This window comes from Mariniplasma anaerobium, from assembly GCF_016865445.1.
Classification (GTDB): Bacteria; Bacillota_I; Bacilli_A; order Acholeplasmatales; family Acholeplasmataceae; genus Mariniplasma; species Mariniplasma anaerobium.
Genome location: NZ_AP024412.1, coordinates 738,300 through 753,133, shown reverse-complemented (window position 1 = coordinate 753,133; position 14,834 = coordinate 738,300). Strand labels below are relative to the sequence as shown.

17 protein-coding genes and 1 tRNA gene are annotated in these 14,834 nt (G+C 29.8%); 2 read left to right on the top strand and 16 right to left on the bottom strand.

The annotated features are described in order from the left end of the window. Positions 1-9: 9 nt before the first annotated feature. The 3 genes from hrcA to rpmG all read right to left on the bottom strand — a co-directional run bounded on the left by hrcA (position 10) and on the right by rpmG (position 1,940). Positions 10-1,023: a heat-inducible transcriptional repressor HrcA gene (hrcA, locus tag MPAN_RS03625; protein ID WP_176238655.1), complete on the bottom strand. Its 1,014-nt coding sequence runs from the start codon at positions 1,021-1,023 to the stop codon at positions 10-12. Between the two features lie 121 nt (positions 1,024-1,144). After that, entirely contained in the window at positions 1,145-1,759 is a 615-nt protein-coding gene (locus MPAN_RS03620; RefSeq protein ID WP_176238654.1) for an MBL fold metallo-hydrolase, read from the bottom strand. A gap of 31 nt (positions 1,760-1,790) precedes the next feature. Further along, positions 1,791-1,940 (bottom strand): 50S ribosomal protein L33, encoded by a 150-nt coding sequence (gene rpmG, locus MPAN_RS03615; RefSeq protein ID WP_176238653.1) that lies wholly within the window; start codon positions 1,938-1,940, stop codon positions 1,791-1,793. 157 nt (positions 1,941-2,097) lie between these two features. On the opposite strand from rpmG, the gene ispG reads away from it, so the two are divergent. Continuing rightward, entirely contained in the window at positions 2,098-3,156 is a 1,059-nt protein-coding gene (ispG, locus tag MPAN_RS03610; protein WP_176238652.1) for a flavodoxin-dependent (E)-4-hydroxy-3-methylbut-2-enyl-diphosphate synthase, read from the top strand. 59 nt (positions 3,157-3,215) lie between these two features. Here ispG and MPAN_RS03605 read toward each other — a convergent pair whose 3' ends face one another. The 12 genes from MPAN_RS03605 to MPAN_RS03550 all read right to left on the bottom strand — a co-directional run bounded on the left by MPAN_RS03605 (position 3,216) and on the right by MPAN_RS03550 (position 12,783). Next, positions 3,216-3,896: a hypothetical protein gene (locus MPAN_RS03605; protein ID WP_176238651.1), complete on the bottom strand. Its 681-nt coding sequence runs from the start codon at positions 3,894-3,896 to the stop codon at positions 3,216-3,218. After that, the gene (locus MPAN_RS03600; protein WP_176238650.1) at positions 3,896-5,200 is read right to left on the bottom strand and encodes a helix-turn-helix domain-containing protein; all 1,305 of its coding nucleotides are present in this window, start codon (positions 5,198-5,200) and stop codon (positions 3,896-3,898) included. Before MPAN_RS03600 ends, MPAN_RS03605 begins: the two co-directional genes overlap by 1 nt. 181 nt (positions 5,201-5,381) lie before the next feature. Next, the gene (locus MPAN_RS03595; protein WP_176238649.1) at positions 5,382-5,645 is read right to left on the bottom strand and encodes a metal-sensing transcriptional repressor; all 264 of its coding nucleotides are present in this window, start codon (positions 5,643-5,645) and stop codon (positions 5,382-5,384) included. After that, complete coding sequence (locus MPAN_RS03590) at positions 5,635-8,091, bottom strand: heavy metal translocating P-type ATPase (protein WP_231756812.1); 2,457 nt, start codon at positions 8,089-8,091, stop codon at positions 5,635-5,637. The genes MPAN_RS03595 and MPAN_RS03590 overlap by 11 nt, the downstream gene beginning before the upstream one ends. Next, positions 8,088-8,303, bottom strand: coding sequence for a heavy-metal-associated domain-containing protein (locus MPAN_RS03585; protein ID WP_176238647.1), 216 nt, complete (start codon positions 8,301-8,303; stop codon positions 8,088-8,090). The genes MPAN_RS03590 and MPAN_RS03585 overlap by 4 nt, the downstream gene beginning before the upstream one ends. A 101-nt stretch (positions 8,304-8,404) precedes the next feature. Next, the gene (locus tag MPAN_RS03580) at positions 8,405-9,952 is read right to left on the bottom strand and encodes an ABC-F family ATP-binding cassette domain-containing protein (protein ID WP_176238646.1); all 1,548 of its coding nucleotides are present in this window, start codon (positions 9,950-9,952) and stop codon (positions 8,405-8,407) included. Further along, the gene (locus tag MPAN_RS03575) at positions 9,949-10,467 is read right to left on the bottom strand and encodes a PaaI family thioesterase (RefSeq protein ID WP_176238645.1); all 519 of its coding nucleotides are present in this window, start codon (positions 10,465-10,467) and stop codon (positions 9,949-9,951) included. Before MPAN_RS03575 ends, MPAN_RS03580 begins: the two co-directional genes overlap by 4 nt. Then, the gene (locus MPAN_RS03570) at positions 10,464-10,754 is read right to left on the bottom strand and encodes a hypothetical protein (protein ID WP_176238644.1); all 291 of its coding nucleotides are present in this window, start codon (positions 10,752-10,754) and stop codon (positions 10,464-10,466) included. Before MPAN_RS03570 ends, MPAN_RS03575 begins: the two co-directional genes overlap by 4 nt. After that, complete coding sequence (locus MPAN_RS03565; RefSeq protein WP_176238643.1) at positions 10,747-10,899, bottom strand: hypothetical protein; 153 nt, start codon at positions 10,897-10,899, stop codon at positions 10,747-10,749. Before MPAN_RS03565 ends, MPAN_RS03570 begins: the two co-directional genes overlap by 8 nt. After that, positions 10,896-11,843, bottom strand: a complete 948-nt coding sequence (locus MPAN_RS03560; RefSeq protein ID WP_176238642.1) for a metallophosphoesterase — start codon at positions 11,841-11,843, stop codon at positions 10,896-10,898. The genes MPAN_RS03565 and MPAN_RS03560 overlap by 4 nt, the downstream gene beginning before the upstream one ends. Further along, on the bottom strand, positions 11,840-12,304 hold the full coding sequence (locus MPAN_RS03555; protein ID WP_176238641.1) for a hypothetical protein: 465 nt from the start codon (positions 12,302-12,304) through the stop codon (positions 11,840-11,842). Before MPAN_RS03555 ends, MPAN_RS03560 begins: the two co-directional genes overlap by 4 nt. Then, the gene (locus tag MPAN_RS03550; RefSeq protein ID WP_176238640.1) at positions 12,292-12,783 is read right to left on the bottom strand and encodes an NUDIX hydrolase; all 492 of its coding nucleotides are present in this window, start codon (positions 12,781-12,783) and stop codon (positions 12,292-12,294) included. The genes MPAN_RS03555 and MPAN_RS03550 overlap by 13 nt, the downstream gene beginning before the upstream one ends. 186 nt (positions 12,784-12,969) lie before the next feature. Between MPAN_RS03550 and MPAN_RS03545 the strand changes: the two genes are divergently transcribed. Beyond that, a tRNA-Lys gene (locus MPAN_RS03545) sits at positions 12,970-13,045 on the top strand. 86 nt (positions 13,046-13,131) lie between these two features. Here the strand turns inward: MPAN_RS03545 and MPAN_RS03540 are convergent. Then, positions 13,132-14,832, bottom strand: coding sequence for a carbohydrate binding domain-containing protein (locus MPAN_RS03540; protein WP_176238639.1), 1,701 nt, complete (start codon positions 14,830-14,832; stop codon positions 13,132-13,134). Positions 14,833-14,834: the final 2 nt, after the last annotated feature.

Below are 14,834 nucleotides of genomic sequence, written 5' to 3'. Positions count from 1 at the left end.
TATCATCCTTTATTTTTTATATAATTTTCCTAAGTTACTCGCAATGTATTCTACTAAAGGAATAACCTTACTATATTCCATACGTGTCGGGCCCAATACAGCGATGGTACCATGCTCGTCATCATTAATTTGGTAAGGCACTGATATGACAGTACAATTTTCCATTGGAATTAATCTTAAGTCACTGCCAAATCTTATCGATAATCCATCTTGTTCACCAATAAGTTTTAAAAGGTCTCTTCTATCAAACATATCAACAAAGCTTTTCATGTGCCTTGCATTATGAAACTCTGGTTGATCAAATACATTTGTAACACCAGATAAATAGAAATTATCTTCTGCAAATTTAGAAAAAGCATTAATAAATGATTCTAAGATTTGCGTTTGATATGTCATAAAAGATTCAATTTGTTGTTTAGCAAAAACATTTTCTAATATTTTATTTGCATCAACAATACTTCTATCTCTTAATAAGTCATCTAAAGTCTTTATAACTTCTTTAACATCATTGATATGTCCTTCTTTAGGAACATTAATAGATTGATGTTGCACATGACCTTGATCTGTAACAATCAATATAACTGCTTGAGATGGTGTTAAGGGTACAAAATCAATTTTTTTAATTTTTGCACTCGCTCCACTCGGACCTATAGCTAAAGCAGTATAATTTGTTAATTCTGATAATAAATTCATTGCGTCTTCTATAGCTTGTTCTCTAGCAAGTTTATTTTTCAAAAATATTTCATCAATTAAAGGAAAAGATTTTAAAACATCTTGATCTCTTGTCACTAGATGTTCTACATAATATCTATACCCTTTTTCTGAAGGTACACGTCCACTTGATGTGTGTGTTTTTTCAAGATACCCCAGCAATTCTAATTGCGCCATATCATATCTAATAGTTGCACTAGAAAAACTTAAGTAAGGTAAATGAGTTAACGACTTAGAACCAACTGGTTGAGCGTCTTTTACATACAACTCAATGATGGCTTTCAAGATTAATTTTTGTCTACTTGTAATCATCAATTCACCTCTTTAGCACTCTATTTTGGTTTGTGCCAGTATCATTGTATAATATTTGTTTGGCACTGTCAAGGGTTATGTGCTATTTAATTAAAAAAAAGCAAAATATGTGATTTTGCTTTCATTTTTTTTGTTGTTTTGCCCATTTTATATAATAGGGATTATGCTTTTGTTCATACCTTATCGTTGTATTTTCATCATGTCCTGGATAAACCTTAGTCTGACCAGGCAATTTCATTAATTTAATGATACTTTTCCTCAATTCAACTAATGAACCCGAATACAAATCATGTCTTCCAACACTTTCTCTAAACAAAGTATCTCCTGCAAATAACTTAGAATCATATAAATAGCATACACTACCTTTAGTATGCCCTGGTGTATGAATAACTTCTATAAAACCATCACCCATAGCTAGCTTTGTGCCATCAGCTACATATTTAAGTTTTAAAGCTTTTCTCATATAAGGGTGTTTATTAGGATGGTATCCATTATATTGATCTTCAAACAGCAAATGCGCATCATCTAAATGCATATAGATTGGACAATCAAACATATGGATTAACTCAACGTGATCCATATGTGCATGTGTCAATAAAATGCCTTCCAATTTTCTGCCTTCTAATGCTTCGATTATGCTTTCTAAATCATGTGAGGGATCAATTAAATAGCATACATCAAAGCGACATAGTAAAAAACTATGTGCAAATATTTTATTTTCTTTAAATGTTTTCATATGATAGAAAAAAAACTATTCATAGAATAGCTTATTTCTTCTCTTTATGGATTGTATATTTTCTTTCACGTGGGCAATATTTCTTAAATTCTAAACGTTCAGGTTTAGTTTTTTTATTTTTATCAGTATGATAATTTTCATCGCCACATGAAGTACAAACCAGTTTTACAAGATCTCTCATGTCAATCCCTCCAAACATACGAAGATATTATATCAAATGCACCCATTTATTTCAATCATTTTATGCTTTTTATTTTTTTTTAGCTCTTTTTCTTTTGATTATGTAAAAAACTATCATTTTTTAGTTGTTTATTCTATAATAGTTTTAGGTGATAAATATGTTACAAAGAGAACAAACTCATCCTATAAAGATAGGATCTTATACAATGGGCGGAAATAATAAGGTTTATATCCAGTCCATGACTAACACATATACAAAAGATGTAGAGGCAACCGTTAAGCAAATAAAGATGCTAGAAAAAGCTGGCTGTGAAATCATAAGGGTTGCTGTCTTAGATTTAGTAGATGCTAAAGCTATTAAGGAAATAAAAAAACAAATTTCTATTCCTTTAGTTGCAGACATCCATTTTGATTATAGACTAGCACTTGCTTCCATTGAAAATGGTGCAGATAAAATCAGATTAAATCCGGGAAATATACTCAAAAGAGAGCATGTAGAACTTGTTGTTAATGCATGCAAAGAAAAACATATTCCAATTCGAATCGGAGTCAATAGTGGATCTCTTCCTGGAAGAGCTGAACCAACACCAGAACTTATGGTCGAAGTTGCTAAATCCCATGTTGATATTTTAGAATCTATGGATTTTCATGATATTGCGCTATCTTTAAAAGCTACTGATATGAATTTAATGATTGAGACTTATAGACTGGCTGCAAAGACTTTTAACTATCCCCTTCACTTAGGTGTAACTGAAGCTGGAACAGCTTTTAGCGGCGGAATTAAGAGCGCTATGGGCATAGGTATACTTCTTCATGAAGGTATAGGTAACACAATTAGAGTTTCTCTAACTGATAATCCTATTTTAGAGATTCAAGCAGCAAAAGAAATCTTAAAGAATTTAGGATTAAAGGATAAAGTTCCTAATCTAATTAGTTGTCCTACTTGTGGTAGAATTCAATATGATATGATTGATATTGCTAAAAAGATAGAAAAGTATTTGCTTCAAATCAATAAGACTATTAATGTTGCGATTATGGGGTGTGCAGTTAATGGACCCGGAGAAGCAAAACACGCTGATATAGGTGTTGCTGGTGGTAAAGGTGAAGCTATTTTATTTAGAAAAGGTAAAATTATTAAAAAGATTAAAGAATCAGAAGTATATGATGAATTGATTAAAGAAATTGATCAGTTTGATGATTCTATATATGATAAATAATAATAAAAAAGAACAAAGATGAATTCATTTTTGTTCTTTTTATTTCAAGCATGACTACTTTAAGACTTGTTTTTATTTCCTTTGACCTTTGAAACCATTTTCTTAAATCCCAAAATGATTTTTGCTTGTCGTTCTTTTCTTTTTATTCTTCTTTCTATAATTGCTCTTTGTTTAAATAACTTAGCTTCGTTTTTAAGTTTTTGTTTTTGTTTTTTAATTTCTAAATGTTTCATCTTTTTTTCATATCTTAAGATTTCTTCTATTTGACTTTTAATTTGTTTAGCATTAGTTCTACTTGTTAACCCTAGTGAATCAGTTACATATGCTTGTAGAGAATCCATATATAAACTTCCGTGATTAATATCTGAGATGATGTTTTTTAAAGTATTAATTTCAATTTTTGTAGATAAATAATCTCTAGATGATATAACGACTTTGTGATCAACAGGTAATTGCTTATGTTCTAAATACGATTTATAAAAATCGATGTTTCTATCTTTATAAACAAAACCAAATCCAGAAAGTCTCACATCATTTATATTTCTATTATATATATCTATTGTAAACATTTTATTCTCATCTTTTGCATCTATTTCAAAATGAGATGCAATGTGGAATTTCTTATTTGAAAAATACATTGCAAAATATTTATTAAAACTTAAAACAATGACTGATAATACAATTAATAGTATGAATAATAAAATAACAATTATCTCAAAATTTTCTTTTATAAATTCCATTATTTCTCATCTCCTTCATCTAATAGATATTTAATGAGCAAATTCATTTTTTTGAACGTTTTTAGATTGTAATATTTTTCATCAATTTTTGCTCCATGTTTTATCAGATATATCATCATCGAGATATCCTCTTCATTTACATAACTTAGAAAATAATCATAATCGTTTTGATTAAAGTATTGATTTATATCCTCTAGAAGAACTTTATTGTTTGCATCTATGCATGATTCCCCAACTTTTCTAAAATTTAAATCCATATGGTAGTTTTTTATCACATGTGATGTAACTTTATTAAGATTTTTCTTTATGGCTAATAAAGTAACTTGAGTTAAATCAGTATATAACTTTTTATCTATAAACTCTAAAATTAATTTTTCATTTTCTAATTTTATTACTTCAAGTATGCTAGCTTGTACTTCCATGCTTACTTTTTTTATCCATACTAATGGTTTTTTAAAAGCCTTATCAATCAATAATTCAATACCCTCTTCATACCCATATCTTACAAACTCTTTAACAAGATATGAGAACTGACTATCCTTATATATTATATTCAGATAAGTTTCTAATGTATTATTTAACTTGTAATTTGCGATAATATCAATCATGTCAGTTTTTGACAAATACCCAGGATCTTGAATTTTATTAAAAAATGATTTAACTTGATTATCCTTTATATTTTCTTTAAATATTTTTTCAACAATATCTTGAAATTTTACTTGATTTAACAATCCCCATATTTTTAACTTATACAATTCATCATGTATTAAGAACGTATTGTTAAGTTGTTTGTATTTTTCTATATATTTAAATACACCAGAAATATCTTGCTCAAGCATAAAAACTATAACGTCTAAATAAATATCAAGACTACGATGATAATGTTCTTCTACAAGACTTACATTATTATCTTTCAAGTAATTAAACATCTCTAAATGCTTTGATTCTATTATGTAATCGACTAAAACTTTTCCATACATATCGGGTTGATCAATTCTTAGATTGTCGGCCTTTGTAGATTTAAAGGCTACAAGTCCTTGATTGACAACCTTTTGATATTCCGAGATTACACCTTCTTCATGTTTAGTTTTAAGGCTTAACAAATCATCTAGAGTAATATTGAATATCTCTGCAATTCGAATCATGTTTTGAATATCAAATGTAGATTTACCTCTTAAGTTTTGTGATACAGCTGATTTAGATATATTTAACTTTTGTGCCAAATCATCTTGAGTCATATGATTTTTCTTTAGTAGTGTTTTTATATACTCCCCAACTTTTACATTATCTATTACATCAGGCATTTTATCGCCTCCTTAGTTTAATTATAATTAAGTTTCGCAAAAAAACAAGGTTGTTTGTACTTAACTGGTAATTAACTTTATATTTTATTTTATCATTATTATAAATTTAAAATGTTTCAAAGTTAAGTCAAACTAAACAAAAAAGCAAGACAAATAGAATTGTCTTGCTCTTTATCTTTAATTATTTAACATATTTTTTTAATATTTGTATAACTTCTTCTATTTTTTCTTCATGTGTTCCATCTACAAAAGATTCTTTAACACATGTTTCTATATGTTGTTGTAAGATTTGTAGATTTGCTTTTTTTAATAATGCTTCAACTGCCATAATTTGATTTGCAATATCAACACAATATCTATTTTCTTCAGTCATTCTAATAACTGCTTCAATTTGACCTTTCGCAGTTTTTAACACATTTAATGATTTAGTGTGATCATGCTTCATAACTAACCTCCAAATGTTTATTAAGATCTACTTTTTTTAATCTTAATGAATTATAAATGACATTTAAACTACTCATAGACATTGCTGCTGCTCCAATCATTGGATGTAGTAATCCAAATACTGCAAATGGAATAGCTACTGCATTATAAAACCATGCCCAGAAATAATTTTGTTTTATCTTTCTAAATATCGCTTTAGATAATTCTACTGCTTGTAATATAGATGCTAATTGTCCTCTAACTAAAGTTACATCAGCAGCTTCTATAGCTACATCAGTCCCTGTGCCTATTGCAATACCAACGTTTGCTTGTTTTAACGCAGGAGCATCATTAATACCATCTCCGACCATTGCGACTAGTCCATAAGTTTCTTGTAGTTTTTTTATCTCATCTACTTTACCAGTAGGAAGCACGTTAGAAATAACATGTGTGATTCCTGCTTTTTTTGCTATTGCTTTTGCTGTTCTTTCGTTATCACCTGTAATCATTGCTGTTTTAATACCCATTGATTCAATTGCTTTAATGACAGCTGCTACTTCATCTTTTAAAGCATCTGCCACGGCAATGATTCCTAAAACTGATTTATCTGATGAAACTATCATTACAGTTTTTGCTTGTTCTTCAAGTTTAACCATATCTTCTTCATATGCTTTGTAATCTAGGTTAAGTTCATCTGATAATCTTCTATTACCAATATAATACATCGTATCATTAATACTACCTTTAATACCTTTAGATGTTAAAGCTTCAAAATGTTTAACATCTTTTAGTTTAATATCTCTAGTTTTAGCTTCTTCAACGATTGCTGAAGCTAAAACATGTTCAGATCCAACTTCTAATGAAGCAGCTATACTTAATAGATTTAAATCATCATCACTTTTTATATCCGTAACAACTGGTTTACCATAAGTCAATGTTCCTGTTTTATCAAATGCAATGACTTTAATATCTTTTAAGGTTTGTACTGACTCTCCATTACGGATTAAAATGCCTTTTTGAGCGCCTATTCCACTACCAACCATTAATGCTGTTGGCGTGCCTAAACCAAGCGCACATGAACAAGCAATAACCAATACGGCTGTTGCAGTCACAAAGGATAAGGTCAATGTTGATTGATCGGTATTAATCCAAGGAAGAATGCCTTCAAAAGTTCTTAAAATACTTAAATGAAACTCAGGAAAAACATTAAATGATATAAATGTTAATACTGTGATAACCATAATTGCAGGAACGAAATATCCTGTTATTTTGTCAGCAAAAGCTTGAATGGGAACTTTAGATCCCTGACACGCTTCTACAAGATCAATGATTTGAGCTAAGAATGTATCATTACCTGTTTTAGTAACTTCAACTTTTAACAAACCTTGTTTATTAATGGTTGCACCAATAACTGGATCGCCAACACCTCTTTTAACTGGCATTGATTCTCCGGTAGCAAGTGATTCATCAATTAAAGATTGTCCTTGGACTATAATACCATCAGTTGGTATTTTGGCTCCAGGTCTAATAACCATAATATCTTTAACAGAAAGCTCACTTGTTAAAACTTCTATTTCTTGTCCATCTACAATAATCGATGCTGTTTTTGCACCAAGTTCAATTAACTTTTTAATTGCTTCTGATGCTTTGCCTTTTGCTCTTGTTTCTAAAAACTTACCAATTAAATGAAATGTCATAATTGTAGATGCCATTTCGATAAATGTAGTAATAGGTAAAAACAATCCTAATAAACCTATTAAATATGGAGGTAGAGAACCTAGAGAAACTAAAACATCCATATTAGGTCTCCCTGATTTTAAAGATTTAAAACTAGTCTTATGAACATGAGCTCCTAAAATAAAGACTACAGGGAAAGCTAGTGTAGCTGTTATAATTGTATATCCAGGGATAGGAACAATAAACATATGAATAATCATTAATGTCATAATAACTGCAGTTAAAGATGCAGATGTTAACATCTTTTTCTTTGCTTTTTGCATTTTTATAACATCAGGATCAACAGTTTTATCAATCTCTTCATCTAATAAAGCATCATAGCCAATATCTTGAATTGTTTTTTTGATTTGACTTAACTTTAAAACATCAGCATCAAACTCTACTGTCATCTTATCATTTGCTATATTAACATTAACGCTTTTAACACCTTCTAAATTTTTAACAGCATGGTCAACATTACCTGCGCACGTTGCACAAGTCATACCTTGTATAGTTAATGTTAGTTTTCTTATATTTTCTTTTTTTAAAGATGCATCAAAACCTGCACTTTCAATGGTTTCAATGACACCTTGAATCGATATAACACTCTCATCAAATTCTATAATTGCAGTATCGTTAGCTAAATTTACATTACCTTTAATGATACCTTTTTGATCTTTTAATACATGGTCAATGGAATTTGCACATGTAGCACAAGTCATGCCTATGATGTCAAATTTTTCTGTTTTCATGCTTTGACTTCAGCTTTAAATCCTAGTCTAGTGATTTGTGACATGATTTTTTCATCGTTAATTAGACTTTCATCATAAGTAACAACAACTTCACCTTCCATATGTCTTACTACACAGTCTTCTACACCTTTATTTCTCGAAATAACTCTAGTGACACTACTTGCACAACCTTGACAAGTCATTCCTGTTACATTATATTCTTTTGTTATCATAAATACATCCTTCTTTCTACCCTCTATAGGGGGGGTATATTTATTATAACAAATTAATCTTTAAGAGTAAAGAAAAGTGAAGATAATATAAATCTTTATCTTCACTCTTCAGGTTCGTATAATGAAATTTCATAATCGCAAATGTCTTGATAAAATTCTTTTTCATGAGAAACTAGTATTAAAGTTCCTTCATAATTTATTAATGCATCTTTCAATGCTTCTTTAGCCGCAAAATCTAAATGATTCGTAGGCTCATCTAGAATTAATACATTTCCTTTTTGATGTCTTAATAATGCTAGTCTTACTTTTGTTTGTTCTCCACCTGACAATGTATTAATATCTCTAGTTGCCATCTCATAATCAATACCGTGATTACCAAGTAAACTCATGACATCCTTTTTTGTGAAATGCTGATATCTATGATGAACAACTTGAAATGGTGTTATCCCATCTTCAAATTTAGACTCTTGTTCAAAATATGCAATATGAGCTGTATCTATCCAATGATACTCACCTGCAAGTTTAGGAATAATATCTAAAACAGTTTTAATGAATGTTGATTTACCAACACCATTTTTACCTGTGATTGCGACTTTTTCTTGTTTTAATATCGCAATATTAAGTGGTTCCAATAAAGAATCACTATATCCAATTTCTAAGTCATTTGATATAAAGACATCTTTACCAGTCGTTCTAGACAATGGAAAATGAAAATGATAATTTCTCGATTGTTCTGGTGCTTTTATTCTTTCTATTTTAGCTAACATCTTACGTCTACTTTGAGCACGTTTAGTCGTCGTTGCTCTAACAATATTTTTCTTAATAAAATCTTCTGTCTTTTTAATAAATTTTTGTTGTGTGACAAATGCTTTTTCTTGTTGTGCAATTCTTAGTTCCCTCTCTGATAAATAAAATAGATAATCCCCTTTATATCTACTGATTTGCCCGTTTTCTAAAGCAAATACAGTTTGAGCAATATCCATCAAGAACTCTTCATGATGCGATACAACAATAAATGCTTTATCATAGCCATTTAAAAACTTAGTTAACCATTCAATGTGTTTAACATCCAAGAAGTTTGTAGGTTCGTCTAGTAAAAGCACATCTGCATTTTCTAAAAGTAATTTACCTAAAATAATCTTTGCACGCATACCACCAGATAAATGTTTAATTTGCATATCTAAAATATCCATTTGTAAGCCTAGACCATGAATGATATTCCCAATTAATGATTTCATTTGATAGAAATCTGAATCAAGCAATTGTTCTTGAATATCTGAAGCCCAATGCATAATTCTTTCATGCTTTTCTTCTGGTTCATTAGCTACTGAAAGATATAATTTTTCCATTTCTTTTTCTTTTTCAAACAAAGGTAAAAAAACATCATATAGATATGACTTAACCAAAAGTTTAGGATTTATTTTTGCATATTGATCTAAATATCCTATCTTTTTGTTAGCCATCCAATTGATGCTACCTGCATCTGGTTTTAAACTCTTATCTAAAAGCTTTAATAATGTTGATTTACCAGTTCCGTTAGGACCAACTAAAACTGCATGCTCCCCTTCAAATAGACGCATTGAAGCTTGTTGATAAAGTTGTTCACCACTATAACTAAATTTTATGTTTTCTACTTCTAATATACTCATTTTGGCAAATCAAATGATTTTACTTCAGAATCTTTTGCATCATCTACGTAAATCCATTGCTCCCTTACAAAATCTATATCGCTAACTATTTTATCTACATGTTGTATGAAATACTTTGCTTTGGCTGTAGCTAAAATCTCTTTATCTGTATTGCAAACATATCCCTCACCTTCAAACATACGACTTCTCATGTTTGTCACATATCCTACCGTATATAAAACTTGGTCAAGGGGTACTGGTTTAACAAATCTAACTGTGATTTCGACAGTTACACCCCAAATATTTTCATCTAAGGTTTGAACTGCTCTACCTATTGTTTCATCTAGCAATGCAGTTACAATCCCACCGTGCATTCTCTCTGGATAACTTTGATGTACATCATGACCTTTAAAAACACCAATAAGTTGGTTGTTTTCAAGTTCATAATAAGACGTGTTTAATCCAGATTCATTATGTATACCACATACGAAACACATCTCAGAATTATTCTGTTTTTTCAATACTTTATATATCATATAATCATTAACTCCATTTCAGTATATAACACGAATAAGAAAGCTAGTATGGCAGTTATAAAAAAGATAACTACAAAGATTCTATATATTCTTGATATAACATTTTTTTTATCTTCAAGATGATAAAAACCAATTGATAGAGGTATAAACCATATCATTAATTTTTCTTTTATCGTATAACTAAATTGTAGTGAATAGATAACTCTTAAAGATAGCAATGTTAGCGTACCTATCACTAAGGTTACCCAAAATGCATTAATCAAGGTAAAAATCATGATTTCAAACATGTTTTTTTCCTCCAATACCTACAAATAATAAAGCAGCTGCTAATATTAAAAACCACCATAAAGACCCTGTAAAGAAATAACCTAGTACACCATAGAAAAATGATGATAACATCACAAGTATACGATCTTTTAATCTAATATTCATGAGGATACCTCACTTTCTAATTTAACGTATGTAGTAAGAACTTGATCTTTAATTTCAATATGTCTTCCGCCACGTTCAAGATATCCATAAGATGTATATCCAGAAATTCTACCATATGCTAATAAAACATCATCTTTTATGAAAGAAAAATCATTTAAATGGTCATGTCCAACAAATACTGCTTTTGATTTATCATTTAAAACCATCGCATCAAAAAATCCAGTGTCTATCCCTTGAGCATAGACTTTATCTTCTAAGAAAACACCATCATAAGTTGTTGGATCTATAAATTGTCTAAGTGGAATATGCATAAACACCACTGATTCAACTAAATCTGTTGAAACATTGTTTTCATACCAAGCAACTTGAGCAGTCGATAAATATCCATATTCTCCTTCTTCTTCAGTATATATTTCTCTTTCTGCTTTAGAATCAAGGAAATATGCATGATAAATAATTTGATCTTGATATATAAAATTAATCTTAAAATTACCAATACCGCCATCTGTCATTTCAGGACCATTTTTAAAATATAAATAATTGGTATCTTGTATTTGATCTAAAAGTTCTGAATAATCATTAAAATCATTGTCATGATTACCAAAAACAAAGGTCCAAGGTATTTCTAAAGATTCCATATGCTTGATTAAACCTCTAAATAAAGATGGAGCATGAGGACTCATCATCATATCACCAGTAATTACGATTAAGTCGTAATCATCTGATGCAGCTAGATTAGCAATTAAATCATAGGTCATTTGGTCACGATTACTAATACCAAATGCAAGATGAAGATCTGTTATTTGTAAAATCTTAATTGTGTCACTAGAAACTTCTAAATTAAATGCATCATTATCTGTCCATAAAATATCCTGCTGCTGTGTACAAGCACTTATACTAATGGCAAATAAAAAAAAGATAAAGAATAAATAAGTTTTTTTCATAATTCTACCTCCGATAAAGCCAATTTTAAGTCAGCTAACTTTATTAATCTCATATCAAAAAACGAATCACGAAAGTCAATGAACACCATTTCGTTTTCATTGATAAATCTCTTAATTTTAGTTGCAATAGGATATAAAATAATAATTTTAGGATAATCACTAGTTAAGAAACTTTTTTGGTTAATCAACTGAGATCCGGTTTTTGTGTGTACTTCCCAAATCAATTTACTATTAATTGTCAGTTCATGCTTTTCTGCAATCTTATAAAACAAGATTTCATAAAGGTTATGATTTATTTCAAATAATAAACTTTTATCTTTTATAATAGTTTTACCGTATGTGTTTAATATATCAATAGTTTCAGATTTAATCTTTTGTTTTTGTTTAAAATTGATATAGAAAATCACAAAAATAATTATAATGACTGCAAGTACAATAAGTATATATTTTAATCCAGGCATACATCCACCTTCTTCTTAACGACTTCTTTTAATATCCTATCTTCAAATTTACAAAGGTAATTATAATTAATATCATCATTTAAAACAGAAGGTAAGAAATAAGGAATATTTTTTGCTACACCTTCATTTTCAAAACTAGAAATCCATGATATATCTTTAAAATCTAAGATACCTTCATCTACTTTTAAAGGTGTTATGAGATCTAATTTCTCATTTAAGTGATATATATAAATATATAATCCGTTACCCATCGCATCAAATTCATCCCAAGTCACAACTCCCTTAAAGATGAAATTTTCAACTTTAAGTTCAAGCCCTGTTTCTTCAAAGACTTCTCTTTGTATACAAGCTTGTGGTGTCTCATTTATTTGAATTTTTCCCCCTAGACCATTCCAAGAGCCCATCCATGGTGATTTATTTCGATTTAACATCAAGATTTGATTGCCTTTAATTAAGAATCCTAAAGTGTATTTATACATAATGAGCTCCTATAGATATCTATAAAAAATTATACCATAATATGAGCCTTTTTATGATGTTGTATATACTAGCTATTATCAAATTTATGTTTTTCCAGTATTATATGTTTTTTTTAGACTTTGTTTTCACAAAATCTTTGATTTTTTTATCTAATATGCTATAATAAAAAAGCATGATTATGAGATGCCCTCTTAGCTCAGTTGGTAGAGCAACTGACTCTTAATCAGTGGGTCGTAGGTTCGAACCCTACAGGGGGTACCATTTTATAAATGAATTAGCACTATGCTAAAGAAAAAAGGACGAATATATTTTTCGTCCTTTTTATTATCTAATAATATAATATCTTTTTAATTTGATTCTGTAATAACAATAGAATCAATAATAACTAACCCTATTGCAGAATTATCCATATCTCCTAAAAATATTCCTATCTTAGTATCATCATTGTCTACAGTTGGTGTAAATGTATAAGTAAATGTTTGGAATACTGTTGTAAGAGTTTCTGTTTCTTCAAAATATTTTACATATCCTGCATTTGTATCTTCTACAAAGAAGGTTACATCTCTTCCTAAAGTAATATCAGTTTTTATAATAAATACGATTGTGTATGTTTTACCTGCTTCTATGAAATATCCACCTTGTTGCAGATTTTCTTGATAGAAAGCTCCAGTAAATGCTGAAACATCTGCTTCTAAGTATCCACTAGCATTATGTGCTAAGACAACATTACCCTCTGTAGCCCACAATGAAATATCTGAACTCGTAAACTCTTGGTTAGGTAAATCAATAAAATTAACTTCTTCTTGTAGTTCGCCTGTTCTAGTGATTACAATAGAATCAATCATCACAACACCTGGATGAGCTCCTGGAAGGTTTGCTCCAAGGAATACACCAACAACACCGCTTGTTGTATTGGTTGTCGTTTGGAACGTAAATGTGAAATCTTGATATACTGTAGTTAATGATACTTGCTCTTCTAATAATTTAGCTGCGCCTTGTGAAGGTTCAACAAAAACAACAACATCTCTGCCTGCAGTTAATCCAGTTTTCATAGAATAGGTCACTTCATAAGTGTATCCTTTTTCAAAAGTCTTTCCTGGTTGGGCAAACAGAATATCCCAAAAATTCATACCAATTGTATTAATTTGTATATCGATTTCACCATCAGTATTAGTTATTGCAACATCTCCACTTGGAACCATCCATGCATCAAACCAATTTGCGTCTGTAAATTCAGGATTTATAATCTCCCAACCTGTTTGTCCAATAGATTCTACAGTTGCCCCACCTACTGGTGTAACAGCAATATTTACTTCTTGATAATAAGCTGTACCACCAATTGTTAAATCAACCCAAGCTTTATACGTGCCTGCTTGAATCATTCTATTATCAGCACTTAATAATAAATTATGTAATACTTTATCTGGTGTAATTGAAACATAATTTTCTCCATCATAAGCAATAAAGTATGATAAGAAATCAGGCATATAATCACCTACAATAAAATCTGTTTCTTTAGAAGGAATTAAATAAATACCAGCTTGTCCCTCTGTTATGATATCACTATAGTCAATTGCCGAATCAGTTACTATGATTGAAATTGTTTTTGAATCATTTCCAATGGTAATTGTTACACTAAAAACTCCCGGCGTTGTCATGGTGTTATCAGCACCTAATAACAATGTATGTTCAATCATTGAATTATCAATAACTGTACCTTCTAATTCAAAATAAGTTGAAAAGTCTGGGAGTGTTGATCCAACTTCAAAAGAAAGTTGAGATCCAGTAACAAGTTCTATTTCTAATTCAACTTCATCTAACACACATTCTCCATCTTCATTTGTATAACCTGGATTACATGTTATGACTTCTTTTTCTTCACATGTATTTGTTTCTTCATCATAAGTTTGTCCACTATCACAAGTCACTTGCACTTGACATACTCCATCTATAGGAACTGTCCCTTCACCACACTGAATTGCTGTATTACCACAACTTGACAAACCTATAACAATTAATAAAACAACTATGAACCCTAATTTTCTCATAA